This window comes from Bacillus sp. K2I17, assembly GCF_002209985.1.
Taxonomy (GTDB): domain Bacteria; phylum Bacillota; class Bacilli; order Bacillales; family Bacillaceae_G; genus Bacillus_A; species Bacillus_A wiedmannii.
Genome location: NZ_NJGF01000001.1, coordinates 301,554 through 325,954 on the forward strand (window position 1 = coordinate 301,554; position 24,401 = coordinate 325,954).

The window sequence follows — 24,401 nt, forward strand, 5'->3', positions numbered from 1 at the left end:
AGATCCTATGTTTCAAAAAGCACTATGGCTAAGAACATATCAACAAAGTAAATATGTTGTATGGTTATTTTGGCTCGTCAGCTTCTATACTTTGTCATATAAATACTATATGACTTCTATTCAACAGCAATATTTTCTAAATATGAATAAAAAATGGAAAGTTATATATCATTACAGTTTTGATTTAACACTTCTAGATTCTATCATGCTGTTAGGTAGTGTGCTAATCGTTCTAGCTTGTACGTTAATTGGATGGGAAAGACAAAATAACGCTAGCGACTTGTTATGGTCTATGCCATTTAAACGTTCACACCTTTATATAACAAAGTGGTTGTTTGGAATCTGTAATATCGCCGCTGTTGTCGTTTTAAACTGGGGGCTATTTGCTATTATGAAAAAGTTAACTTTTCATAATAAATATCAAGTATTTTCCCCTTTTCATAGTTACTTTATATACATGTTAATTGTATTAATCGCTATTTATACACTTACCTTATGTGTAGGTACAATTGCAGGGAATATTATATCGCAAGGATTTCTTACTGCAGCTATATTAATCTTCCCAGTGTTACTTCCATCTCTAATATCAGGAGTCATTGCTGTTCACTCGAATGCCGACTTTCATGAGAACAATGGCAGTATACATGATATTATGGAAAACATACGTATTTCTGGTCCAGCAGAAGAGTTTACTATTAGCTTTAATTACGATCCTCAAAACGCTTATACTGATAAGGATGGAGTACGTCATAATGAACCAAACTTTACAACAATCCCGCCGGCAAAAACATTGATTGCACCTATTGCACATATTATTATTTTATTATCACTCGGTATATATTTATATGCCCGTTCAGTCAATGAGCGAAATGGTAACTACTTATTGTATCCGAAACTACAAAAAGTAGTTATGGCTTGTGCGATTTTCTTTGGTGGAATCGTTGGAGGCTTAATGCTAAGTCGCGCGCATTCATTGTCCAGCTTTTACATCGGATTTTTAGTTACTAGTTTAATTATGTATTTCTTCCTGCCAAAAATATTAAAATGGAAGTTTACTTGGAATATTAACTAAATTCAACATAATCACATGTTGGGCATTGGAGGAATAACATGTTTTATAAGGCTTTATGGTTACATCATTACAAGCAAAGTAAGTACATTCTTTTACTCTTTGCTTGTAGTAGTTTTTGGTTTTTACCTATTAGCTATTTTAATGATTTACAGATTCAACTAACAAGTCTTTCAGCAAACCAAGATAACTATTTCAGCTATAGTTTAAATGGGGATACTCTTATCATCCCCTTCATTCCAACTTTCATATTACTCGCTTGTTCATTAATAAGTTGGGAAAAACGAAATCAAACAGATCATCTGTTATTCGCAATGCCATTCACGAGAAAAGAACTTTTTCTTTCTAAATGGCTGTTCGGGACAATTGTAATTATATTCATAATGAGCCTTAATATCATCTTAATGTATTTTATCCTAACGGTTAATCTGTTTAACCAATATCAATCCTTCGGGCCAATACTTACATTATTATGTTATGTTACCATTACATGGATTGCGATTTTTACAATAGCAATTTTTATAGGAACAATTGCTGGTAATGTCATTTCACATAGTATATTAAGCTTAGTTTTTATTATATTACCATCTGGACTAAGCATGTTGCTGTTTCATTTCACTTGGATTCACACAAATATATCTACAACTGAATTTTTCCTTAAGAAAGCGAATTACACATCATATGTAGAGAACATTGAAGTTTTTGCACCTACTAATAATACTTATATATCTTATACATTTAATCCAAAAGTAAAAGAAGTAAACATTAATAATCTAAAAGAATCCGTTACGGTGCAACACCAATTCCAGCCCACCTGGAAACTTATCACTCCGATTCTATATATTCTTTTTCTTTTACCATTAGGAGTATTTTTCTATAATCGGACAAAAAATGAAAATAACGGTAAACTATTATTATTCACTAAACTACAACGTCTATTTATACCGTGTGTCACGATATGTTTCGCACTATTAGGAGGCTGGTTAACAGGTGAAAAAAACGATCCAATATTAAGTTATTACGCTGGATTCATAATAATAGGAGTATTTAGCTATGTAGTACTTAACTATTTCATAAATAAAAAATTTTTACTTCGCACGAAATAACCTCCTTCAAAAGGAGGTTATTTCACATTCTCTCTTCTTTTCCCATACTCTTTTTCTTGCTTCGTTCCAAAGCCGTCACCATTTGCCACGATTTGATCTGTTGGAGCGACTATGCTTTCAGCAATTCTCCATTCTCCCCCTTGTTGAATAAACACTTGCATAAAATAATTCATTCCATTTAACTGATACGGATTTTCTTTTTTCACTTCATAACGAGCTGCAACATAATACACTTGCACATTCTCAGCTTCAAACTTAGAAATATATTGCGATAATCTCGGGATGTACTGTGATGCTTTCTGAAGTGGAAGTTGTTTTACTTTTATAAGAGAAGACTTTGTCACATTGCTTATCGTATCTTCATGCCGAATGTTATCACTATGATGAAATAAAATAGCATTCTGCATAGAACGAATCCATAGTTTTGAATATAAAACAGGTTGCTTATTTGAAATATGTTGTAATTCTTTCTGAACGACTTGAAGAGGCGTTGCAGCGTCCACGAATTGATTAAAGCAGAAAAAACTTCCAATCATAATGAAAAGCATACAAATACGTTTCATAATTTTTCACTCCGATTCTTTTTAATTAAAGTATTGGAGTTTCAAAATGTTTTTATTCAAAAGAAAAAGGATAGGAAAGCTTTCGCTTCCTATCCTCATTTATTATAATACGCGGCCAAATAGCTCTAACACCATTTCGATTTCTTGGTCGCTCCAACCTTTAAATTTCTCTTTATAATATTCTTTACGCACAGCTTCAAGTTTTTCAGTTACTTCTCTTCCGTGTTCTGTAATTTCTAGGTACACGATACGACGGTCTGAATTTGAACGCTTTCTTTCTACAAACCCTTTTCGTACGAGACGATCAGTAACAGCTGTAATATGACTAGAGGTTACGTTTACTTCACTCGCAATTTGCGAAGCCATCTGTGGACTCTTTAAAAATAACGCGCGTAATACAGAAAATTCATTGTATGGCATATGTTCTGCAAAACGTGTATTAATATCATTTTGTAATAAACGTATCATCTTTCGAAATGATCCGGATAACTCTAAAATCAGTGTTTCTCTTTTTTCGTTCACTAGCCTCGTCCCTTTTTTATCATATTTACACATATTATAATCTATAAATACCCTTATTGTATATGCTTTCTTTCTTTAACATTCTCATTTATGTAACTTTTTCATACAAATTTCTTTTTTGTTCACACATATACATATAAATAAGGATGGTGATGGAAGATGCAAGGTGGAATGAATCCTTATTTACACAACGTACGTACAGCTAATACTGGTAAAGAAGCTACCATTACGGTGCAAGGTGAAGGCGTTATAAAAGCAAAACCAAATGTTGTTATATTAACGATTGGTATTCGTACAGATCATAAAAATGTAAAACAGGCACAAGAAGAGAATGCAGTGCAATCAAAACAATTATTGGATGCACTAAAACAACTAGGTATTGCCGAAAAAAATATAGAAACCATTTCATATACGATTACGCCCCAGTACGAATATGTAAATGATAAAGCATTACTACAAGGATATCGTGTGGAACATTTGTATGAAATTACCGTTTTAAATGTACAAAAAGCAGGGGAAGTATATGATATAGCCGTTTCAAATGGAGCAAACTTAGCAAAAGGGTTACGTTTTCGAATATCTCATCCAAATAAATATTATGAGCAAGCTCTTATTCAAGCTCTGCAACAAGCGGTAGAAAAAGCTCGTGCTATTGCGAGTACATACAATTTAAACATTAATCCAGTTCCACTCTCATTCGTTGAAGAATCCGCCCAATTACCACGGGAAGTGACGTCCTATGCTACTTTACATGCGCAAGCAGCTCCGCCCATTCAATCAGGAGAATTAGAAATCATTTCAACAATACGAGCCATTTTTACGTATTTATAAATAATTTCTTTTATAAGTAAACGTTATCATTTTCCTTGTTGTAAAAACATGATGTTCTGATATAATAAAGGACGGTGAGCTCTTACAAAAGAGATATCACGGGTGGGAGAGGGATATGAAAAAGAAGGTTTAACATGAAAGGAATACTTGAAAGAACATTTAAATTAGGTTTACACGAAACATCACCAAAACAAGAAGTTTTAGCTGGAGTTACGTCATTTTTCACAATCGTATATATTATGATTGTAAATGCATCAATTTTATCGGATGCTGGCATTCCTCTTGAAGCTGGAATTTTAGCAACTGTTTTCAGTTCATTTGTCGGATGTCTGCTCATGGCATTTTGGGCAAATGCACCTGCTATTCTTGTCCCTGGTATGGGCGTAAATGCATTCTTCACGTACACTGCTGTGCATACGCTCGGATTAGCTTGGCAGGAAGCATTAGCAGCTGTCTTCATCTCTGGTATTATTTTTGCAATTGCTGCGTTTACACCAATCGCTCGCTTGCTTTCAGTATCGATTCCAAAGTCATTAAAGGAAGCTATTACTGTCGGCATCGGATTATTTTTAGCATTTATCGGATTGCAAAAAGGTGGTTTAGTCGTTTCGAATCCAAATACTGCTGTTGCAATGGGTAAATTAAGTAACCCTGTCGTTCTTGCGACACTACTTACTCTTATCGTTGCACTTGTACTATTTATTCGTAACGTACGTGGAAGCTTTTTATGGACGATTGCAATAGGAACTGGTATTGCATGGCTATTTGGTCTTGTTGATACAAGTCAAATCGGAAATAGTTCATTCTCATTCGCTAATTACGGCGATGTGTTTGGAGCTATGTCATTTGGCAAACTTTCTTCCTTACCGTTTTGGATTGCAACATTCTCCTTAAGCATGGTGCTTATTTTTGAGAACATGGGACTTCTGCACGGTTTATTAGAAGATGACCGTAAATTCCCACGTGCTTACCAAGCCAATGCAATTTCAGCAATGACATGTGGTCTATTTGGCACAAGCCCTACCGTATCAACAGTAGAGAGTGCTGCAGGTATTACTGCAGGCGGAAAGACAGGTCTGACGTCTATCGTTACAGGGTTGTTATTCTTCGCATCACTGTTTGCACTTCCGTTTGTGAAACTAATTCCTGATAGTGCCATTGCACCAATCTTAATTATTATTGGCGGCCTGATGATTACAAGCATTCAGCAAATTCCTCTGAACGATTTTTCAGAAGGATTTCCAGCGTTCTTAATTATCGTCATGATCCCGCTCACATATAGTATCGCTGATGGCATTGCGTTCGGATTTATTGCTTATCCTATCTTAAAAGTTGCTCTTGGAAAGCGTAAAGAAGTCGCACCGTCTATGTATATCGTTACATGCTTATTCTTAGCCATGTTTGTATTACATGCTATTGGTTAAGTAAAAACACCGAGGAATTTTCCTCGGTGTTTTTTTACTTAAACCATCCTTTTTTATAAAACCAAGCCATCATCCCACCGCCAATTAGCGCCATTAGAAGTAGACAAATAAAATAACTATATTGTCCACCAAGCTCTGGCATATGCGTAAAGTTCATTCCGTATACTCCCGCAATAAATGTTAATGGCATGAAAATAGTCGAGAATACAGTTAATGTTTTCATAATGTTATTCATATGATGTGAGTTTAATGAAAAATAGCTATCCCGAATATCTGCCGTTAACTCGCGGCTTGCTTCAATCATTTCTGTCAGTTTAAGCAAATGGTCATGTATATCTTTAAAATAAATCTCATGATCACTTATACCGTAAAAACGAGTCGAATTTAAAATACGATACAATAAATCACGCATCGGAATGATTGTGCGCCTTAGCTTCGATAAATCTGTACGTATATCAAATACTTCTTCTAATACACTTCCTGCTGTCTCACCCGTTAAATTATCATCAATTGCATTTAAATGATCCTCAATGTAATATACAGGCGCAAAATAGTCATCTACAATTTGGTCGATAATTGTATGCGCTACGTGTAAAGGACTATTTTTAATACGCTTCTTTTCTCCAAGTGTTTTCCATACTCTTTCGATTGCATTGTTATGAGAAAAGTGGAAAGAAACAATAAAACGATCACTAATAAATAAATCAATCTCGTGCGGTTCTAATCCATCCTCACCAAATGCATGAAGAACTAAAAAGTTATATCCATCATAAAAATCAACTTTTGGTCTCTGTACATATTCTATACAGTCTTCAATTGCAAGGGGATGGAACTTAAAATGATCTTGTAAAATGTATGTATACTCTTCTTTCGTTGGCTTATATAAATCTAGCCAATACCATACAATATGGTCTTTCGATGTTTCTTCTAGCGAAACATCATATAATACTTCATCTGTTTTTGTTATTGCACAAATTCTAATCATAATTTCACCCATTATTATTATAAACAAAAAATAGCAAAAAAAGCCAAGGAGAAATACTCCTTGGCCCTTTTTTATTATTCGGTAACGATGCCGTGCACTAACGTTGGTGCATCTACATGTTCGTTAGCAATCTTCATGTTCTCATAAATTTTTGCTTTTACATCGTCCACATTTTCACGGTTTGCGTAAATTGTAACGAGGGATTCACCTTTTTTCACGCTGTCCCCTACTTTTTTGCGAAGCATTAAGCCAACTGCTAAATCAATTTCAGATTCCTTCGTCGCACGTCCTGCTCCTAAAAGCATTGCTGCTGTTCCGATTTCATCTGCAACGATTTCTGATACATAACCGTCTTCCTTCGCTTCTACTTCAATTTTAAATTGTGCTTGTGGTAATTTAGAAGGATCATCAACAACAGAAGCATCGCCGCCTTGCGCTGATAAGAACGTTTTAAATGATTCTAGCGCTTTACCGTTGTTCATTACTTCAATTAATTTCTCACGTGCATCTTCTAAAGATGAAGCTTGTCCAGCAAGGTATACCATTTGACTTCCAAGCGTTAAACATAACTCTTCTAAATCTTTCGGTCCTTTACCTTGTAATGTATCAATTGCTTCTTGTACTTCAAGTGCGTTACCAATCGCCTCACCAAGTGGTTGACTCATATCAGAAATAACAGCCATCGTATTACGACCAACGTTATTACCAATGCGCACCATTGCTTCTGCTAAACGTTTTGCATCTTCATCTGTTTTCATAAATGCACCTGCTCCAGTTTTTACATCAAGAACAATTGCATCTGCACCAGCAGCAATTTTTTTACTCATAATCGAACTTGCAATAAGCGGAATTGAGTTTACTGTTGCCGTTACATCACGAAGTGCATATAACTTTTTATCCGCAGGTGTTAAGTTTCCACTTTGACCAATAACTGCGATTTTGTTTTCATTTACAAGTCGCATGAATTCATCATTTTCGATTTCAACATGGAATCCTGGAACTGCTTCTAATTTATCAATTGTACCACCAGTATGTCCTAACCCACGTCCAGACATTTTTGCAACCGGTACACCTAAAGCGGCTACTAATGGACCTAACACAAGTGTTGTTGTATCACCAACACCACCTGTTGAGTGCTTATCTACTTTTACCCCTTCAATAGCTGATAAGTCGATTGTATCACCGCTATTTACCATTGCCATAGTTAAATCAGCACGTTCTTGACCGTTCATATCTTGGAAGAAAATTGCCATTGCAAGTGAACTTACTTGGTAATCAGGAATATCACCATTCGTATATCCTTCAACAATAAAGTTAATTTCTTCTGTCGTTAGTGCATGTCCGTCACGTTTTTTTGCAATTAGGTCCACCATTCTCATTGTGAGGTCACCCCTTCATTTGTTTTACGATTGCTTTTACTAATGCTAAGAAGTTAGCTTTAACACGTTCTGTCGTTTCGATTACTTCATCGTGATGAAGTGGCTGATCTAAAATACCAGCTGCCATATTTGAAATACAAGAAATACCAAGTACTTTCATACCAGCATGACGCGCTACAATTACTTCAGGTACTGTTGACATACCAACTGCATCTCCGCCAAGTGTACGAAGCATACGAATTTCAGCAGGTGTTTCATATACAGGACCTGTCATTCCAACGTATACACCTTCTTGTACTTTAATATTTAAGTCCGCTGCAACTTGTTTCGCCATTTCACGAAGTTCTGTCGTATATGATGTAGACATATCAGGGAAACGTACGCCCATTTCAGAATCATTCGGTCCGATTAATGGATTTGTACCCATGAAGTTAATGTGGTCTGAAATTAACATAAGATCGCCTGGCTCAAATGATGTATTTACACCACCAGCTGCATTTGTTACAACAACTGTTTCTACACCTAGTTCTTTCATAACACGAACTGGGAATGTTACTTTTTGCATGTCGTATCCTTCATAGAAGTGGAAACGTCCTTGCATTGCTACTACTGTTACACCTTGAAGTGTACCGAATACTAGTTGACCTGCATGACCTTCTACAGTTGATACTGGGAATTCAGGGATTTCACTGTAAGGTACTGTTACTGCGTTCTCGATTTCATCTGCTAATACACCTAGTCCAGATCCAAGGATTAGTCCTACTTGTGGCGTTTCTTGAAATTTCTCTTTTAAGTATGAAGCTGATTTTGTAATAAGTTCACGATTCATTTGTTTATCCCCCTATTTCTTTAGCTCGTTTAAGAAGCTTGTTCCGTGTTCTGGCATTTTCACGCCGAAGTTTTCTGCTACCGTTGCACCAATATCAGCAAATGTTTGGCGAATTGATAATTCTTGTCCGCCATCTTTCATGCTTGGGCTATATGCTAATAACGGTACATATTCACGTGTATGATCAGTACCGTGGTGAACTGGATCATTACCGTGGTCTGCTGTAATTAATAATAAATCATCTTCTTTTAGTTTTTCGAATACTTCTGGAAGACGAGCATCATACTCTTGCAGAGCTTCTCCGTACCCTTGTGGATCACGGCGGTGTCCAAATAATGCATCAAAGTCAACTAAGTTCAAGAAGCTAAGACCTGTAAAGTCCATATTTAATGTATCTACAAGCTTATCCATTCCATCCATATTAGACTTCGTACGAAGTGACTCAGTTACACCTTCACCATCATATATGTCAGAGATTTTACCGATAGCAATAACATCGTAGTCACTATCTTTTAATTCATTCATTACCGTACGGCCGAATGGTTTTAATGCATAATCATGACGGTTTGGTGTACGTGTAAAGTTTCCAGGCTCACCAACGAATGGACGAGCGATAACGCGACCTACCATGTATTTCTCATCTAATGTTAATTCACGTGCAATTTTACAAATTTTATATAACTCATCAAGCGGCACTACTTCTTCGTGTGCTGCGATTTGTAATACGCTATCAGCAGAAGTGTAAACGATTAAAGATCCTGTTTCCATTTGCTCTTGACCAAGCTCATCAAGAATCTCAGTTCCAGAAGCTGGTTTATTACCGATGATTTTACGACCTGTTTTTTCTTCTAATTCATCAAGTAATTCTTTCGGGAAGCCTTCAGGGAAAACTTGGAATGGTGTATCAATGTAAAGACCCATAATTTCCCAGTGACCTGTCATTGTATCTTTACCAGTAGATTTCTCTTCCATTTTTGTATAATATCCAAGTGGTTTTTCTACTTTAGAGATACCTTTCATTTCACGAATGTTACCAAGACCTAATTTCACCATGTTAGGCATTTGTAACCCATTCATATGTTCAGCAATGTGACCAATTGTGTCAGATCCTAAATCACCAAATTGCTCAGCATCTGGTGCTTCACCGATTCCAACAGAATCCATTACGACTAGGAATATACGTTTATATTTATTCATAACTGCGACCTCCTATAAGTTCAGTTCTACTTCTTGTAGTATGTTCAAAACGCTATAAAGTGAAACTGTTCTCCATAAGAATTCTCTTTCGTTCTCATTGTCAAACAGTACTTCTTTAATTGATTCTCTAACCTATTTCGTTTACTTCGAAACGACTCAAAAACATTTCTAGTTTTTTCTAAGTCAGATGTCAGACATCTGATACAGATATCATAACATGTTTACGCTTTCTTTTTAATACATTTTCGTAGAATTTCTCATTTCCTTCACACTTCTATTGTAATCCATTATGCAAATAAGTGCTAATTATTTTATGATTTATTTCTTCATATAAAGTGAAACTTTGATTAGTAGGAGTTTAGTTCTTCTCCACTGATTATAAGCCCTCATCAATTGGACGTTTACGGAATAAAAATAAAAAGCAGCTCTAAAGAGCTGCTTTTTATTTTACTTCTACTGTTTCTTCTTTATGTTCATGTAGTTCGCCTTTTTTAACATGAACTTTCACTTTGTAAGAACCATTTTCTTTGAAAGTATGTTTCGTTTCATACTCTCCTTTATTTCCTTCTTTCGCTGGAATAAATTCGTGTTTTTCAACACCATCTTTCCAAATCTCAAGTTGTACTTCAGCACCAGTTAACGCTTCTTCTTTTTGTTTTAAATGAACTTTCATAGTCGATTCAGCATTTGCTTTTATATCACCAGCCATAAGATGGATCATTGTATCGCTTTTATGATCGCCATGCCCTGCACCGTGATGACTATTTTCTTTTTTCGCATCTTCTACTTTCGCATTTCCTACAGCCACTTTTACTTCTGGCATAACATGCATTTCACGTGCATTTGTGTGAGCGATAATATGGTATACTCCATCCGTCTCGAACGTTTTCTCTACTGCATAAACACCTTTTCCTTTATGCTTACCATCTAACATCTCGTGCTTTTCGTCGCCAGCTTTCCAAATTTCAAACTTTACATCATCAGCATCTGTTACTTTTTCTTTTCCTTGTGTAACAAGTGCTTGTACTTCTGTTTTTTCACCAGGTTTAATTTCTTTCGGATTTGTTTGAACTGCTACTTTTACAGCTTCTAGTTTCTGTTCTTTTTTCGGTTCTTCTTTGTTTGTATTACAGCCAGCCAATGCTAGCATCGCGATAAATAAAGTCATAATAAGTTTTTTCATCATCATTTCCTCCTTCATACCTTATTTAGTATAGAGGAAATACATTGTAATATTCTAGTCTTCTGCTGAAAACAATGTACGAAATGTTTGTGAAGTTTTTGTGAAGTACTGTAGCCTTTTGAATCTATGAAAAAAGAGCATAGTAACTATGCTCTCGGATGAAACTGTTTATATACATCTTTTAATCTAGCTTTTGAAACATGCGTATAAATTTGCGTCGTTGAAATATCTGCATGTCCAAGCATTTCTTGCACAGCACGCAAGTCTGCTCCATTTTCTAATAAATGCGTAGCAAAAGAATGGCGCAACGTATGCGGTGTAAGCTCTTTTTCAATATTTGCTTCTTTCGCCAATCGTTTTAAAATTTTCCAAAATCCTTGTCTTGATAATCGATTCCCATGATGGTTTAAAAAGAGTGCATCTACTACTTTTTTACCCATCAATTCTCTTCTTCCCTTTTCAATATACTTTTGAATCGCTTCCGTCGCTAAACTTCCTAGTGGAATAATTCTTTCTTTATTCCCTTTCCCTATGCAACGAACAAATCCCATCGTTAAATGTACATCTTCTAAATTTAAGGCAATTAATTCCGAAACACGAAGTCCTGTTGCATACAATAACTCTAGCATCGCCTTGTCACGAACCCCAAAAGCACTCGTCATTTTCGGTGTCTGAAGTAACGCCTCTACTTCATCGATTGATAGTACTTTCGGTAATTTCCGTTCTCCTTGCGGCGTTTCAATATGTACGGATGGGTCGTGCTCTACCGCCCGTTCACGAAGTAAAAATTGGTGAAACGAACGAATCGATGCAATATGACGTGCTAATGTTTTCGAAGATTTTCCGTTTTCTTTTAAGTGCTGCAGAAAATTAACAATGTGCAAGCGTGTTACTTCATGAAAGCTTTTCGCCTGTTCTACATTTTGCAAATACTTTACATAACTTTTTAAATCACGTTCATAAGATACTACTGTATTTTTCGCTAGCCCTTTTTCGACAACCATATAATGAATAAAATCTTTTAATTGATCTTCCAATCTACACTACTCCCCATTTTCATAGAAAAACATCATTCTATTTACGAAAGCATCCTTTGCCGGCTCTTCATTCCCTGATACTTTTTCTACAGTCTCTTCTTTTGGCTTTTCATAACGATGATAGCTTTCATATTCTTCATTTATCCATAGTATAGCGAAATAAAACAAAATCGTACAACTTGTAAATAATAAAAATACTTTTATCCCATCAAAAGTTAATTTTAAAGCTCGGCGCATTGTAAATTCCTCCAAAATATAAGTTATTACAACATATGCCAAGCTTTCACCAATTTATACCTTATTCAAATAAAAAACCTCTTCCTAGTTAAATAGGAAAAGGTTATTTTTCATCCGTTTCATTTTCTTGACAATTTTTACAAATCCCATGGAATGTTAAACGATGATCCTTCACCTTAAAGCTCCAGTCATGTTCTACTTTCCTTTCCACTTCACCAAGTAAATCTTCTTGTATTTCTTGTACAGCACCACATTGTGTACAAATCAAATGATGGTGGAAACGCTGCGCACCTTCTTGGCGTAAGTCATAGCGTGAAACACCGTCTCCGAAGTTAATCTTATCGACAACTTTTAACTCAGATAATAGTTCTAAAGTTCGATAGACGGTTGCTAATCCGATCTCTGGCGACTTTTCTTTTACAAGGAGGTAAACATCTTCTGCGCTTAAATGATCTTCTTCATTTTCTAGCAGCACACGAACTGTTGCTTCACGTTGCGGTGTTAATTTGTAGCTCGCTGCATGTAATTGCTTCTTAATTCGTTCAATTCTTTCTTCCATTCGGTACTACTCCCTCCTCGCCACTCTTACACCATTATATCAGAAGAAGGGCTTCTGTCAAAAGAAAAACAATAAAAACAAATTGATAATTATTCTCAAAAAGTATTTATTGTTTATTAATAGCCTCAACGACTTCTTTCATTAAAACTGGTGATGCATAAGCTTCTACACTAGAAGCAAGAGCTAACACTACTCCGATTACAAGAAAGAAGCATGTATAACGAATTAATAATGGTAATAGCGGTTCGGTTATTTTCCGAATAAATTGATGTCTAATCATGCGTAAGGAAAAGCTTGCAGCAATTGTTGTCATAACGAGAAATACTGGAATAATAATGAGATTTTGTGGCAATACAGAAACGAATGCTAATAATAATCCATTCCATCCATGCTGACTTACTAAAAAACCTACTGTAAATCCGACAACTACTCCTTTTACAAATAATAAAATAAAAATAAGTGGCAATCCAATAATTGAAATCCCCAAAATCCAAATAAATCCAATGTATTTTAATTGCGAAAAGTAACTTTCTCGAAACATTTCGCTCGCAACAGCAAATTCTCCTTTAGAAACTTGTCCAAAAAAACGTTGTAAATAAAATGATAAATCTTGTTTTTGATTTAATTGTAAACTATTTACAAGAATGGCCCCAAATATTACTCCCATCAATAATAAAACAGCGTTAAATATATATAATGAAGAGTTTTCCTGTATGTGAGACATTACACGGTCTTGCCAAGTTTTTCTCCACATTTTTCTTCCCTCCGTTCACACTCTTATTAAAAATGTATGAAAGAAAGAAAAAAGTATGACGAATTAACATTGAAATTCCGCTCTACTTTGCTAAACTAAAAAGTAGAGAATAGGAGGGATTTCTCTTGAAACCATTATTATTAGATTTTCCAACATTATTTCAAACTGAACGCTTACAAGTTCGTAAGCCATTTCCAGGTGATGGTGCAGAAGTGTATGAAGCAATCCAAGCTTCTCTAGAAGACTTAGTACCGTGGATGCCAATTAACGCTGAAACAGAAGAAAGTGCTGAAGAAATCGTTCGTAACGCTCACGGGCAGTTTTTACTTCGTGAAACACTTGATTTTCACTTATACGATAAAGTATCTGGTACATTCATCGGAGCTATAACGCTCAAGCCTGAAAACTGGGATATTCCAAAGTTTTCACTTCACTTCTGGCTGCATAGTGCTTATACAAAACAAGGCTATATGACTGAAGCCATTAAAGGTGCCATTCAATTTGCCTTTGATAAGCTAAGTGCTAGAAGAATTGAAATTCGTACTGATGCAACAAATGCAAATGCATGTAACCTAGCAGAACGTTTAGAATTTATTCTAGAAGGTACAATGGAAAATGATTTTATAGCACCAGATGGTAGCTTACGTGATGCACGCGTATACGCAAAAATCAATTAAAAAACACTCGCCTTTGGCGAGTGTTTATTTTTGTAGTTGTAAATATTGTACTGCAAACATCGTCTTCGCATCATGAATACGAAGATCTTTCATAAGAATAATCGCTTCTTCTAACGATACTTCCATCAATTCTACGAATTCATCTTCATCTAACTCGGCTTTATTTTCTTTTTTCGTCAAACCTGTCGCTTTATATACATATAAAATTTCATCTGCAAATCCTGGAGATGTATAGAAAGAAGTAATAAGCTCCATATTTTCACATACATATCCTGTTTCCTCTTCTAATTCACGAACTGCTGTCACCTCAGGTTTTTCACCAGGTTCTAACTTGCCGGCCGGAATTTCTATAATCGCCTTTTCAAGCGCTTTACGATACTGCTCGACAAGCACAATTTTCCCCTCATCAGTAATAGCAATAATAGCAACTGCACCAGGGTGATTTACAATTTCACGTTTACTCATTGCTCCATTTGGTAATACTACATCATCAACACGAACTTTTATAACTCTACCATCAAAAATCGGTTCAGTTTTTACTGTTCTCTCTGCAAGATTACTCATACTACTTCATCTCCCTGTTCTATTTCCTATTCTTTCCTCATACATTTTACCACATTGAAAGGAGCGTGATAGAAATGAAAGTTTATATTTTACCAAATCGCGTCACTTTAGTCGGAAAAGCATGGCAAATTCGCCATAAGCTAAAACAATATGGAAAAGAGTATACAACTGTACAAGAGTGGATTACAGCAAATAAAAAGTAAACGTTTGTCAACCTCTTTTCCCTTGCGTACAATAAAGGTAAGGAGGTTGACCTATGAAAAAACGTCAATTAGGAAACTCAGATTTGTTTGTGACAGAAATGGGACTTGGCTGTATGTCTCTCGGTACATCTGAAACAGAAGCTATGCGTATTATCGATGAAGCAATCGATTTAGGAATCAATTTTTTTGATACAGCGGATTTATATGATTATGGATTAAACGAAGAATTTGTTGGAAAAGCCTTAAAAGGGAAACGAGACCAAATTGTTCTTACAACAAAAGTTGGAAATCGATGGACAGAAGAAAAAAACGGGTGGTCTTGGGATCCTTCTAAAAGTTACATAAAGGCTGAAGTGAAAGAAAGTTTACGTAGACTTCAAACTGATTATATTGATCTTTATCAACTTCACGGCGGGACGATTGAAGATCCAATAGATGAAACAATTGAAGCCTTTGAAGAATTAAAAAAAGAAGGTATTATTCGTCATTACGGTATTTCTTCTATACGTCCAAATGTTATCCGTGAATATGCTAAACGTTCCAATATCGTTAGTGTGCTAATGGAATATAGCCTTTTAAATCGTCGCCCTGAAGAATGGTTCCCACTTCTAAGTGAACATCAAATTAGCATTATTGCTCGTGGGCCACTTGCAAAAGGAATTTTAACTGATAATAATGCAAGAAAGATAGAAAGAGTAAAAGAAAAGAATTATCTTTCTTATTCTTACGATGAATTATATGTGACACTTGCGAATGTAAAAGAAATAATCGGAGAAAGCTCTTTAACAGGAACAGCTATTCAATATTGCTTACATAACGAAACTGTTGCAGCTGTTATACCTGGTGCAAGCTCTATTGGGCAATTGAAAGAAAATGGCCAGGCTAGTAAACAAACACAGTTAACAACAGCTCAATATATACAACTTCAGCAAATTGCTAAATGTGATACTTACGCTTTACATCGTTAAAAAGACGCTACCATACTGGTAGCGTCTTTTTATAGCGTATCATATTTATCCGGATTCGTTCCTACATGTAAATTACGATTTAACGTATTAATTTGAGTCATCTCTTCTTCCGTTAATGAAAAATCAAAGATAGAAAAATTCTCCTTAATGCGAGATGGTGTAACAGATTTAGGAATCGTCACTACCCCGCTCTGAATATCCCATCTTAATATAACTTGCGCAGGTGTTTTTTCATATTTCGTAGCAATGGCCTGAATAATCGGGTTCTCGAATACTTCCCCGCCTCTCATTAATGGGCTCCATGCTTCCATTTGAATTTGCTCACCTTGACAGAAATTACGCAATTCAAATTGCGCTAACATCGGATGAAGTTCCACTTGGTTGACCATCGGCTTCACTTTACAATTTGGTAATAACAGTTCTAAATGATGTTTATGAAAATTTGAAACACCAATTGCGCGCACTTTACCTTCTTCATACAGTTTTTCTAGCGCTCGGTACGTATCGACATACTTCCCTCTTATTGGCCAATGTATTAAATATAAATCTACATAGTCCATTTGTAATTTCTTTAAGCTTTTTTCAAACGCCTCAAGTGTTTCCTCGTATCCTTGATCGTCGTTCCAAATTTTTGTTGTAATAAATATGTCTTCTCTCGGAATCCCTGATTCACGAACCGCTTCTCCGACACCGCTTTCATTTTCATATACAGTTGCTGTATCAATCGAACGATATCCAACTTCTAACGCTGTTTTTACTGCTTGTTTTACTTCATCGCCTTCTTTCGCTTTATAAACGCCTAGACCAATCATCGGCATTTTTACGCCATTATGAAGTGTAGTTGTTGGAATGTGCACAGTCGTCTCCCTTTCATTCTTACATTTTTTATAAGCTACCACTTTATTTCAACAAGATTCAACCAAAAAGTCAAAACATATGTACAGTTTACATAATAATTTTATACACTAAAACGCAAACTCAATTATTCATATTTCCTTCTCTCCATTCTTTCGCTTTTTCATCAACACTACGCACAAACTCATTTTTTCCTTCCGTATATAACGTGCCATCATATGTATATTTTTCGGCTAATTCTTTCTTTAAGGTTGCATATGCCTCTGCTTCTTCACAATGAGCCATCATATAATCACGAAACGCTAAATGCCTTACTATCTCAGGATTTCCTTTTTCAAAAACGTGTAAGTGATACGAGCGTTTTTCCTCAGTTCCATGAATAAAATAACGACGTCTTGAAATACCATTTTCCCCTTTTACGATATAACCAAGCTCTTCAAAACGTTCATTCCAATGATCTACTCTGTCGATACACTCTACTTCCATAATCATATCTATAATTGGTTTAGCTGCCAGTCCTGGCACTGATGTACTTCCAATATGATGGACTTTCACCCTTTCTGGCATCGCCGATTTTAATCGTTCGGCCTCTATTTGAAATTTTTCATTCCAATGATTTTCATGCGGAACGACTACAATTTTTCTCATTAAAACTCCCCTTTTCTTACAAGCTCGTCAAAAAAATGATCAGCGGTATGCACTGATCATTTTTTATATTATTTAAAGTCTTTCCAAGTAAGGCTACTTTCACTTAACAGTTCTTCAAATGATTTATTTTTTTCACGTTCTTTTTGTTCTCGGCGCTTTCTTTCCAGTTCAGCTGCCTCTTTTTCTTCTTCTCTCACTTGCAATTCTTTCTTCTTATTCTTTAATTGCTGCATGAGTGAATCATTTAATTGATCGCCTAATGTAAGCGACTCTTTCTCTGGTCTATTCACTTGCGATTGTCTTTGCATTTGTCTTTGTTTCTTTTTCTTCATGCTACTCACCTTTTACTTTTTTCTCCATTATAGTAGATATACAATGAACTCGACAATAAAAAAGGTTCGTTACTCTATCATTCACTTTTTGTAAATGTGTTAATTTTTCGAAAAAACTAAATTTTTATATAGATATAATCCTATGAATCTATTAAAATTATGTCGTATGATGTCAGATTATAAAAAAGGAGAATTAAATTATGTGGAAAAAAATCATTCCTGCTGTTGCCGTTTTAAGCACCATTACTTTTTCAAGCGTATTTGCCGCTCCCCCATCCCAGACTCCAGCTGAACAAAACCGCTACGTAGACGTACAAATGCTTGGTATTAATGATTTCCATGGACAACTAGATACTGTTAAAAAAATTAATAACAAAGAAGCTGGTGGCGCTGAGTACTTAGCTACTTATTTAAAAGAACGTAAAAAACAAAACCCTAATACACTTCTCGTACATGCTGGCGATATTGTCGGAGCTAGTCCACCAGTTTCAGCGTTGTTACAAGATGAACCAACAATTGAATTTTTAAATGACTTAAAATTCGATGTTGGTACAATCGGAAACCATGAATTTGATGAAGGTATCGATGAAATGAAACGCCTCATTTACGGTGGATATCACGAGAAAACAGGTAATTTCAAAGGTGCTAACTTCCCTTATGTCGCTGCTAACTTCTATAACAAATCAACTGGTCGCTTATTTTTACCACCATTTACTGTAAAAATGGTAGATGGTGTTCCTGTAGGATTCATTGGCGTTGTTACAACTGATACGCCAAATGTCGTGATGCCTACTATGCTTAAAAATGTACAGATCACTGACGAAGTAGAAGCAATTAATAAATCAACGCAACAATTAAAGCGTCTCGGTGTTAAATCCATCGTCGTCCTTGCCCATGTCGGCGGAACAACTGATGAGTCTGGCGTGACAAATGGAGACCTTACTCGAATTGCAAATGAAACAGACTCGGAAGTTGATGTTATTTTCGGTGGACATAGTCACACGTATGTAAATGGTACTGTAAATAATAAACTAATCGTCCAAGCGAACTCTTATGGAACAGCTTTCTCAGACGTAGATGTAACAATTGATCGTAAAACAAAAGATATTGTAAAGAAAAAAGCTGAAGTGATTACAACATATCATGAAGGTGTGGAACCTGATAAACAAGTAAAACAAAAAATAGATCAATATAAAGAAACAATCGCACCACTTGTAAATGAAGTTGTAGGAAAATCTACAGCACCTATCGACCGTAAACAAAATGATGCTGGTGAATCTACTCTTGGGAATGTAATTGCCGACGCACAGCGTCAAACGATGCAAGCTCAAATCGCACTTATGAATCCTGGTGGCATTCGTAATGACTTAGATGCTGGCGATATTACTTGGGGCGAATTATATGGCATTCAGCCTTTTGGAAACCAATTGATTAAAGTAGATTTAACAGGTCAAGATATTCGCGACATTTTAAATCAACAATGGCAAAAAGGAACAACAAGAATGCTTCAAATTTCAGGTATTCAATATACGTGGGATGCAAATAAACCAAGCGGTGAAAAGGTTACGAATATACGCTTAACAAATGGCGAAGAGTTATCTCCATCTAAAACGTATAGCGTAGTTGCGAATGCTTTCTTAGCTTCTGGCGGTGACGGATTCGTATCATTTAAAAATGGGAAGAATTCAGAAACTGGTCCAAACGACTTTGAAGCGCTAGTCGATTATGTAAAACAATTAAAAGAACCAATTCAGCCAGTTATTGATGGAAGAATTCAAAAGATAAATTAAGTATTTCCCTAATATGCGACCCAGATTTTTATTGTAAAGGATACGCACTTATACTTAATCCACAACATTAGTAAAACCTAAAAAGGATACTCGTTCTTACAATGAACATAGTATCCTTTTCTTTAGTTATCAAAATGTGATGTTTTGTTAAAATCATATTGTTGTAAAAATTGTTGTAACGCCTCTTCTACAAGTTTAGATTTTTGAATTCCTTTCGCTTCTGATATAATGTCTAGTTTTGCTAATATTTCTTTATTAATAGAAAAGGTACGTTTCTTTTTTTCTGTACTTATACTCATAATGGGCACAATTACTTCTTCTCTCTTTCTTAATAACTCATAAATACTTTGTAATTGCTCATAAATTAATAATTGATAATCCGTTGTCGCATATTGAAGGGCTGTCGCTTCTTGGAGTTGTAAGTGACGCGGTTCTTCTCCATCTCCTACAAAAATACGTTTCTTCTGTTCTCCATCATATTCGTATCCAATCAATCTTAATTTCTTTGATAATGTATATGGGCTTATTTCAAGACGTTTTGCTATAATAGCGATGGATTCACGTCTATTTAAGCAATCTATAATTTCTCCAATCGTCACAATTTCCCTCCTCCCGTGTTGAAATGACACTAGTATGGTATGTTACAATGATTTTCTAACAGTATATGCAAAACGAATAGCCTGTGCGATTCATACGATTTCAGAAAAGGAGGATTTCCATATGCTTTTTCGTAGCTATACCCCACAGTTTTATAATGAAAATAAACAACTCATTCCTAATAGTATTGCTACGATGGAAAGCGTTATGATCCATAATCGAAAACAAACTCTCCTTATGCGCGGGCAAAACATAGAGCAGCCAATTTTATTATGCTGTCATGGCGGACCTGGCATGGCACAAATTGGATTTATTCGTCATTTTCAAAAAGAATTGGAGAAACACTTCATCGTTATTAATTGGGATCAGCGCGGGGCAGGTAAATCCTTTTCAATGAAAGATTTCGGAGCAAATTTTACAATCGAACAATTCGTTTCCGATGCAAAAGAAGTGATTCAATATGTACTTAAAAAGTTCAATAAACAGAAACTATTTCTCGCTGGTCATTCTTGGGGAAGCATTATTGGGCTTAACATAGCACATCAATATCCACAGTATATCGAGGCTTACATCGGTATTGGGCAGATTGTACATATGAAACAAAACGAAGAATTGCTATATCAGCATTTAATTCGTTCTGCAAAAAAACATGATCATAAAAAAGCATTAGCGTCCCTTTTGAAATTAGGCAAACCACCATTTTTAGATACAAGACGCCTTATTATTCAAAGAAAGTGGCTTGGCACATTCGGCGGAGCAATCCAAAACGGATCTTCCTTTTCTTTCATACGAAAAGGCTTCTTTTCCCCTGAATATACGCTATTAGATTGGTTCAAGTTTCTCGCAGGAAATTTAAAATCTGGCGTTTTATGGGAAGAAATGTTGACAATCGATTTCTTTTCTTCTATTTCAAGCTTATCTATTCCGGTTTATTTTTGTTCTGGTCGCTATGATTATCAAACTCCTTATGCTCTCGTTCAGGAATATTGTGATGTGATAGAAGCCCCCATAAAAAAAATGATTTGGTTCCCAAATTCAGCACATTCTCCTGATTTAGAAGAACCAGAATTATTCGCCAATTCTTTACAATCAATTAAACAAGAGCTAGCTTTTCAACATTAGTAACAAAAGGCTCTTTTACATTTCATAGAAAACAATTTATAATAATATGTCGCAACTATGTATAAATCTAGCAAAGTGCTTCATATTTACTTGCCTTAACACAATAAAATTTTAGGGAGATTACATTTATTATGAATGCTGTACTCGTCGCAGTAGCAGTTATGCTATTGCTTAGTTTGTTACGTGTCCAGGTCATTGTCGCCATCATTGTTGGAGCTTTAACAGGCGGAATTATCGGTGGACTCGGTATTTCAGAAACTATTAACACTTTTACAACTGGCCTTGGAAACAGTGCTCCAATCGCTTTAAGTTATGCAATGCTTGGCGGTTTCGCTATTTCCCTTTCCAAAACAGGACTTCCAGATGCCATGATTCAAACTGCACTAAAATGGATTGGCAATGAACAAGACACGAAAAAACAAGTTTATTCTAAAATACTTATTTTATTCATCATTTTAACGATGGCTTGTTTCTCACAAAATGTGATTCCTGTTCATATCGCTTTCATCCCTATCTTAATTCCAGCACTTTTAAAAGTATTAAATGAGCTGAAAGTGGATCGCCGACTTGTTACATGTATTATTACATTCGGATTGATTACTCCTTATATGTGGATTCCAGCAGGGTTCGGAAAAATTTATCATGACGTATTGCAAACAAATGCTGCGCAAAGTGGTCTTACATTTGATGTCGCACTTATTCCAAAAGCAATGACTATTCCAGCAATCGGTATGATTATTGGATTATGTGTAGCGGTATTCATTACGTACCGGAAACCTCGTACGTATGAAACAGAACAAGTTCATACTACCTCAAATGAAATCGTTCCCTATACAAAACGTAGCATTACTTTCGGATTGTTATCTATCATAGCCACATTAACTGTTCAATTAGCAACAGAATCAATGATTTTCGGTGCTTTAGCGGGGATTATCGTCTTATCAGTAAGTGGTAGTCTACCTCTTAAAGAAGCAGATGCGATATTAACAAGCGGAATGCGCATGATGTCCTTTATCGGTTTTGTTATGATCGCTGCCGCTGGATTTGGCGCTGTTCTTCGAAAAACAGGACATGTTGAATCTCTTGTGCAAACGAGTGCACATATAATTGGAAATAACAAACCACTCGCTGCATTTCTTATGCTTGTGATTGGACTTCTCGTTACGATGGGAATTGGTTCATCCTTTTCAACCATCCCTATTTTAACAACAATTTTTGTGCCTCTTTGCATGCAGCTTGGATTTAGTCCAATGGCCACAATTGCAATTATCGGTACAGCTGGAGCGCTAGGCGATGCGGGATCTCCAGCATCAGATAGTACACTTGGGCCAACATCCGGTTTAAATGCTGATGGTCAACACCATCATATATGGGATACATGTGTACCAACTTTTCTGCATTATAATATACCGTTACTTATATTCGGCTTTATTGCCGCAATTACATTATAAAAGGTGCGTTTTATACGCACCTTTTACTTTTTTATTTTTTCTTTTAATTGTTGTAAAGCTATTTTCCCATTTTCTTCGGCGCAACTTTCAATTTTCATGAGTGACGAGCCTATCCATTCACTGTCTATGCTCCCGTTCGGTCCAATAATTTTCAACTTATCCGGTATACGGATATTGAAATTTTTCGCTGCTTGAATTAACTCAAAAGTAACCTTTTCACTTGAAGTTACAATTCCATCTATATACGGGTAAGTTTGTAAGAATGTAATAAACTGTTTATTCGTATACCCTTGTACACATACTTCTCGATAAGAGATCCCTTCCTCCCAAACAGCGTCTAAAAATCCTGATATGCGCTCTTCCATTTCTTCACTATCTTCTCCCTCATCGAAATAAGCAAGAAATTGACAGCCTTTTTCTTTTAATAAAGAAACCGTTCTTTGTCCACTTTCATAATAATTTGCATGGGATTTTTGTTCATCAATCACAACAAACGGAAGTGGAATTTCTCCTATACTTTTAAAAACGGATCTTGTTAAAATAACACCTGCAACGTTATTTTCCTTCAACATATATATGTATCTATCTTTATTCTCTATATTACAAACAATGATTTGATATCCTTCTTTATATGCTATTTCCTCAATACAATGTAGCAAAGGGATGTTTGATAGGTCATATAGATTATCTACAAGTAATGCAATTATCGTTGAATTCTCTTTAAATAATGGCTTTGCTGCATTATTTGGCCTATAACGTAATTCCCCAATTGCTTCCTTTACTTGTTTTACTGTGTCCTCATGAACGTATCCTTTTTCATTAATAACTCGTGAAACGGTTGCGACTGAAACACCTGCCAATTTTGCAACATCACGTATAGTTGCCACATCGTCACCCCTTAATATGGTAATAGATTACAATTTTACGGTAACCTAAATTACAATATTCGTCAAGGTTAATAACTTATATTTCTGAAAATTGTTACATCAATTTATTAAACGATACTCCAACTGTATTTCATGTAAAATTGGGATGTTATCATATCCGATACGCGGAATTTCTTTCTTTATTTTTCGTGCCTCTTCCACTGCATTCACATATAAATTAGTCATCACAAAATTACGTTTTTGGTAAAAACGTAACGCATTCATATTATCATTTGTTGTTATGAGCCAAACCCGCCCGCACCGTTCTTCTTCTGCAAATTGTAATACACAATCTACAAGTTTCGTCCCTATTCCTTTTCTTTCTTCAAAGCTATCTAACGATACAATTTCACAAATATTTCCGGTCACTTCATACGTTATAATTCCGATTATTCTGTCATCCAAGAGCGCAACAAATCCTGGCAACTCTTCTAACTGATGCCCCTTACCACGTGAAACCATCAATGAACTCCCCCAGTTCTCACACATGAACATTCGGATTGTTTCTTTCATCGCTGGCGTAATTTTTTGTATATACACCATTTCCTATTTCTCCCCTTTTCTATCATTGTGATACAATGTAAGTGTATCAC

At 35.6% G+C, this 24,401-nt stretch carries 28 protein-coding genes; 10 read left to right on the forward strand and 18 right to left on the reverse strand.

What is annotated here, in order from left to right:
• Positions 1 to 7 precede the first annotated feature (7 nt).
• Positions 8 to 1,072 (forward strand): ABC transporter permease subunit, encoded by a 1,065-nt coding sequence (locus tag CER22_RS01670; protein WP_088608113.1) that lies wholly within the window; start codon positions 8 to 10, stop codon positions 1,070 to 1,072.
• 38 nt (positions 1,073 to 1,110) lie between these two features.
• Positions 1,111 to 2,175, forward strand: a complete 1,065-nt coding sequence (locus CER22_RS01675) for an ABC-2 transporter permease (protein ID WP_088608114.1) — start codon at positions 1,111 to 1,113, stop codon at positions 2,173 to 2,175.
• A 17-nt stretch (positions 2,176 to 2,192) separates the two neighbouring features.
• On the opposite strand, the gene CER22_RS01680 is transcribed toward CER22_RS01675, so the two are convergent.
• Both CER22_RS01680 and CER22_RS01690 read right to left on the reverse strand, forming a co-directional pair.
• The gene (locus CER22_RS01680) at positions 2,193 to 2,738 is read right to left on the reverse strand and encodes a hypothetical protein (RefSeq protein WP_000820916.1); all 546 of its coding nucleotides are present in this window, start codon (positions 2,736 to 2,738) and stop codon (positions 2,193 to 2,195) included.
• 102 nt (positions 2,739 to 2,840) lie between these two features.
• Entirely contained in the window at positions 2,841 to 3,260 is a 420-nt protein-coding gene (locus CER22_RS01690; RefSeq protein WP_001003308.1) for a MarR family winged helix-turn-helix transcriptional regulator, read from the reverse strand.
• A 159-nt stretch (positions 3,261 to 3,419) separates the two neighbouring features.
• Here CER22_RS01690 and CER22_RS01695 point away from each other — a divergent pair, with 159 nt between their 5' ends.
• Both CER22_RS01695 and CER22_RS01700 read left to right on the forward strand, forming a co-directional pair.
• Positions 3,420 to 4,091 (forward strand): SIMPL domain-containing protein, encoded by a 672-nt coding sequence (locus tag CER22_RS01695; protein WP_060488353.1) that lies wholly within the window; start codon positions 3,420 to 3,422, stop codon positions 4,089 to 4,091.
• A gap of 134 nt (positions 4,092 to 4,225) precedes the next feature.
• Entirely contained in the window at positions 4,226 to 5,515 is a 1,290-nt protein-coding gene (locus CER22_RS01700; RefSeq protein WP_060488352.1) for an NCS2 family permease, read from the forward strand.
• A 34-nt stretch (positions 5,516 to 5,549) separates the two neighbouring features.
• On the opposite strand, the gene corA is transcribed toward CER22_RS01700, so the two are convergent.
• The 9 genes from corA to spoIIM form a co-directional block, all read right to left on the reverse strand.
• Complete coding sequence (gene corA, locus CER22_RS01705; protein ID WP_141542698.1) at positions 5,550 to 6,512, reverse strand: magnesium/cobalt transporter CorA; 963 nt, start codon at positions 6,510 to 6,512, stop codon at positions 5,550 to 5,552.
• A 62-nt stretch (positions 6,513 to 6,574) separates the two neighbouring features.
• Positions 6,575 to 7,879: a pyrimidine-nucleoside phosphorylase gene (locus CER22_RS01710; protein WP_088608116.1), complete on the reverse strand. Its 1,305-nt coding sequence runs from the start codon at positions 7,877 to 7,879 to the stop codon at positions 6,575 to 6,577.
• Positions 7,880 to 7,886: 7 nt separating this feature from the next.
• Entirely contained in the window at positions 7,887 to 8,708 is an 822-nt protein-coding gene (locus CER22_RS01715) for a purine-nucleoside phosphorylase (protein WP_001078444.1), read from the reverse strand.
• Between the two features lie 12 nt (positions 8,709 to 8,720).
• Complete coding sequence (gene deoB / locus CER22_RS01720; RefSeq protein ID WP_048546267.1) at positions 8,721 to 9,905, reverse strand: phosphopentomutase; 1,185 nt, start codon at positions 9,903 to 9,905, stop codon at positions 8,721 to 8,723.
• A gap of 442 nt (positions 9,906 to 10,347) precedes the next feature.
• Complete coding sequence (locus CER22_RS01725; protein ID WP_137013664.1) at positions 10,348 to 11,091, reverse strand: FixH family protein; 744 nt, start codon at positions 11,089 to 11,091, stop codon at positions 10,348 to 10,350.
• Between the two features lie 143 nt (positions 11,092 to 11,234).
• The gene (xerD, locus tag CER22_RS01730; protein WP_000390083.1) at positions 11,235 to 12,125 is read right to left on the reverse strand and encodes a site-specific tyrosine recombinase XerD; all 891 of its coding nucleotides are present in this window, start codon (positions 12,123 to 12,125) and stop codon (positions 11,235 to 11,237) included.
• Between the two features lie 6 nt (positions 12,126 to 12,131).
• On the reverse strand, positions 12,132 to 12,362 hold the full coding sequence (locus CER22_RS01735) for a YqzK family protein (protein ID WP_001250432.1): 231 nt from the start codon (positions 12,360 to 12,362) through the stop codon (positions 12,132 to 12,134).
• Positions 12,363 to 12,465: 103 nt separating this feature from the next.
• Positions 12,466 to 12,921: a ferric iron uptake transcriptional regulator gene (gene fur, locus CER22_RS01740; RefSeq protein WP_000392655.1), complete on the reverse strand. Its 456-nt coding sequence runs from the start codon at positions 12,919 to 12,921 to the stop codon at positions 12,466 to 12,468.
• Positions 12,922 to 13,027: 106 nt separating this feature from the next.
• Positions 13,028 to 13,645: a stage II sporulation protein M gene (spoIIM, locus tag CER22_RS01745; protein WP_223261357.1), complete on the reverse strand. Its 618-nt coding sequence runs from the start codon at positions 13,643 to 13,645 to the stop codon at positions 13,028 to 13,030.
• 155 nt (positions 13,646 to 13,800) lie between these two features.
• Between spoIIM and CER22_RS01750 the strand changes: the two genes are divergently transcribed.
• Positions 13,801 to 14,352, forward strand: a complete 552-nt coding sequence (locus CER22_RS01750; RefSeq protein WP_000803489.1) for a GNAT family N-acetyltransferase — start codon at positions 13,801 to 13,803, stop codon at positions 14,350 to 14,352.
• A gap of 24 nt (positions 14,353 to 14,376) precedes the next feature.
• On the opposite strand, the gene CER22_RS01755 is transcribed toward CER22_RS01750, so the two are convergent.
• A complete protein-coding gene (locus CER22_RS01755; protein ID WP_000067040.1) occupies positions 14,377 to 14,916 on the reverse strand; it encodes an NUDIX domain-containing protein in 540 nt (179 codons plus the stop codon).
• Positions 14,917 to 14,990: 74 nt separating this feature from the next.
• On the opposite strand from CER22_RS01755, the gene mciZ reads away from it, so the two are divergent.
• Positions 14,991 to 15,119 carry a Z-ring formation inhibitor MciZ gene (gene mciZ, locus CER22_RS01760; RefSeq protein ID WP_000870295.1) on the forward strand — a complete coding sequence of 43 codons (129 nt, stop codon included), beginning with the start codon at positions 14,991 to 14,993 and terminating at the stop codon, positions 15,117 to 15,119.
• A 53-nt stretch (positions 15,120 to 15,172) separates the two neighbouring features.
• Positions 15,173 to 16,087: an aldo/keto reductase gene (gene lolS, locus CER22_RS01765; RefSeq protein WP_088608117.1), complete on the forward strand. Its 915-nt coding sequence runs from the start codon at positions 15,173 to 15,175 to the stop codon at positions 16,085 to 16,087.
• Between the two features lie 29 nt (positions 16,088 to 16,116).
• On the opposite strand, the gene CER22_RS01770 is transcribed toward lolS, so the two are convergent.
• From CER22_RS01770 to CER22_RS01780, 3 genes are all read right to left on the reverse strand, one after another.
• Positions 16,117 to 16,944 (reverse strand): aldo/keto reductase, encoded by an 828-nt coding sequence (locus CER22_RS01770; protein WP_088064352.1) that lies wholly within the window; start codon positions 16,942 to 16,944, stop codon positions 16,117 to 16,119.
• Positions 16,945 to 17,065: 121 nt separating this feature from the next.
• Positions 17,066 to 17,590: a GrpB family protein gene (locus CER22_RS01775; protein ID WP_088064353.1), complete on the reverse strand. Its 525-nt coding sequence runs from the start codon at positions 17,588 to 17,590 to the stop codon at positions 17,066 to 17,068.
• 68 nt (positions 17,591 to 17,658) lie between these two features.
• Positions 17,659 to 17,922, reverse strand: a complete 264-nt coding sequence (locus CER22_RS01780; protein ID WP_000727564.1) for a YqkE family protein — start codon at positions 17,920 to 17,922, stop codon at positions 17,659 to 17,661.
• Positions 17,923 to 18,122: 200 nt separating this feature from the next.
• Here CER22_RS01780 and CER22_RS01785 point away from each other — a divergent pair, with 200 nt between their 5' ends.
• Positions 18,123 to 19,712 carry a bifunctional metallophosphatase/5'-nucleotidase gene (locus CER22_RS01785; protein WP_088064354.1) on the forward strand — a complete coding sequence of 530 codons (1,590 nt, stop codon included), beginning with the start codon at positions 18,123 to 18,125 and terminating at the stop codon, positions 19,710 to 19,712.
• Positions 19,713 to 19,834: 122 nt separating this feature from the next.
• Here the strand turns inward: CER22_RS01785 and CER22_RS01790 are convergent, their stop codons facing one another.
• Positions 19,835 to 20,311 (reverse strand): ribbon-helix-helix domain-containing protein, encoded by a 477-nt coding sequence (locus tag CER22_RS01790; RefSeq protein ID WP_088064355.1) that lies wholly within the window; start codon positions 20,309 to 20,311, stop codon positions 19,835 to 19,837.
• 121 nt (positions 20,312 to 20,432) lie between these two features.
• On the opposite strand from CER22_RS01790, the gene CER22_RS01795 reads away from it, so the two are divergent.
• On the forward strand, positions 20,433 to 21,431 hold the full coding sequence (locus tag CER22_RS01795) for an alpha/beta fold hydrolase (RefSeq protein ID WP_048546285.1): 999 nt from the start codon (positions 20,433 to 20,435) through the stop codon (positions 21,429 to 21,431).
• A gap of 131 nt (positions 21,432 to 21,562) precedes the next feature.
• Positions 21,563 to 22,882: a Na+/H+ antiporter family protein gene (locus tag CER22_RS01800; RefSeq protein WP_060488344.1), complete on the forward strand. Its 1,320-nt coding sequence runs from the start codon at positions 21,563 to 21,565 to the stop codon at positions 22,880 to 22,882.
• Positions 22,883 to 22,905: 23 nt separating this feature from the next.
• Here CER22_RS01800 and CER22_RS01805 read toward each other — a convergent pair whose 3' ends face one another.
• Together CER22_RS01805 and CER22_RS01810 are read right to left on the reverse strand one after the other, a co-directional pair.
• On the reverse strand, positions 22,906 to 23,769 hold the full coding sequence (locus CER22_RS01805) for a LacI family DNA-binding transcriptional regulator (protein ID WP_060488343.1): 864 nt from the start codon (positions 23,767 to 23,769) through the stop codon (positions 22,906 to 22,908).
• Positions 23,770 to 23,868: 99 nt separating this feature from the next.
• On the reverse strand, positions 23,869 to 24,351 hold the full coding sequence (locus CER22_RS01810) for a GNAT family N-acetyltransferase (RefSeq protein ID WP_060488342.1): 483 nt from the start codon (positions 24,349 to 24,351) through the stop codon (positions 23,869 to 23,871).
• Between the last annotated feature and the right edge of the window lie 50 nt (positions 24,352 to 24,401).

Bases quoted from the DNA above. Each gene is read 5' to 3' on its own strand.
- CER22_RS01670 (WP_088608113.1), top strand. From the start codon at position 8: ATGTTTCAAAAAGCACTATGGCTAAGAACATATCAACAAAGTAAATAT.
- CER22_RS01675 (WP_088608114.1), top strand. From the start codon at position 1,111: ATGTTTTATAAGGCTTTATGGTTACATCATTACAAGCAAAGTAAGTAC.
- CER22_RS01680 (WP_000820916.1), bottom strand. From the start codon at position 2,738: ATGAAACGTATTTGTATGCTTTTCATTATGATTGGAAGTTTTTTCTGC.
- CER22_RS01695 (WP_060488353.1), top strand. From the start codon at position 3,420: ATGCAAGGTGGAATGAATCCTTATTTACACAACGTACGTACAGCTAAT.
- CER22_RS01700 (WP_060488352.1), top strand. From the start codon at position 4,226: ATGAAAGGAATACTTGAAAGAACATTTAAATTAGGTTTACACGAAACA.
- corA (WP_141542698.1), bottom strand. From the start codon at position 6,512: ATGGGTGAAATTATGATTAGAATTTGTGCAATAACAAAAACAGATGAA.
- CER22_RS01710 (WP_088608116.1), bottom strand. From the start codon at position 7,879: ATGAGAATGGTGGACCTAATTGCAAAAAAACGTGACGGACATGCACTA.
- CER22_RS01715 (WP_001078444.1), bottom strand. From the start codon at position 8,708: ATGAATCGTGAACTTATTACAAAATCAGCTTCATACTTAAAAGAGAAA.
- deoB (WP_048546267.1), bottom strand. From the start codon at position 9,905: ATGAATAAATATAAACGTATATTCCTAGTCGTAATGGATTCTGTTGGA.
- CER22_RS01725 (WP_137013664.1), bottom strand. From the start codon at position 11,091: ATGATGAAAAAACTTATTATGACTTTATTTATCGCGATGCTAGCATTG.
- CER22_RS01735 (WP_001250432.1), bottom strand. From the start codon at position 12,362: ATGCGCCGAGCTTTAAAATTAACTTTTGATGGGATAAAAGTATTTTTA.
- fur (WP_000392655.1), bottom strand. From the start codon at position 12,921: ATGGAAGAAAGAATTGAACGAATTAAGAAGCAATTACATGCAGCGAGC.
- spoIIM (WP_223261357.1), bottom strand. From the start codon at position 13,645: ATGTCTCACATACAGGAAAACTCTTCATTATATATATTTAACGCTGTT.
- CER22_RS01755 (WP_000067040.1), bottom strand. From the start codon at position 14,916: ATGAGTAATCTTGCAGAGAGAACAGTAAAAACTGAACCGATTTTTGAT.
- mciZ (WP_000870295.1), top strand. From the start codon at position 14,991: ATGAAAGTTTATATTTTACCAAATCGCGTCACTTTAGTCGGAAAAGCA.
- lolS (WP_088608117.1), top strand. From the start codon at position 15,173: ATGAAAAAACGTCAATTAGGAAACTCAGATTTGTTTGTGACAGAAATG.
- CER22_RS01775 (WP_088064353.1), bottom strand. From the start codon at position 17,590: ATGAGAAAAATTGTAGTCGTTCCGCATGAAAATCATTGGAATGAAAAA.
- CER22_RS01780 (WP_000727564.1), bottom strand. From the start codon at position 17,922: ATGAAGAAAAAGAAACAAAGACAAATGCAAAGACAATCGCAAGTGAAT.
- CER22_RS01785 (WP_088064354.1), top strand. From the start codon at position 18,123: ATGTGGAAAAAAATCATTCCTGCTGTTGCCGTTTTAAGCACCATTACT.
- CER22_RS01795 (WP_048546285.1), top strand. From the start codon at position 20,433: ATGCTTTTTCGTAGCTATACCCCACAGTTTTATAATGAAAATAAACAA.
- CER22_RS01800 (WP_060488344.1), top strand. From the start codon at position 21,563: ATGAATGCTGTACTCGTCGCAGTAGCAGTTATGCTATTGCTTAGTTTG.
- CER22_RS01810 (WP_060488342.1), bottom strand. From the start codon at position 24,351: ATGGTGTATATACAAAAAATTACGCCAGCGATGAAAGAAACAATCCGA.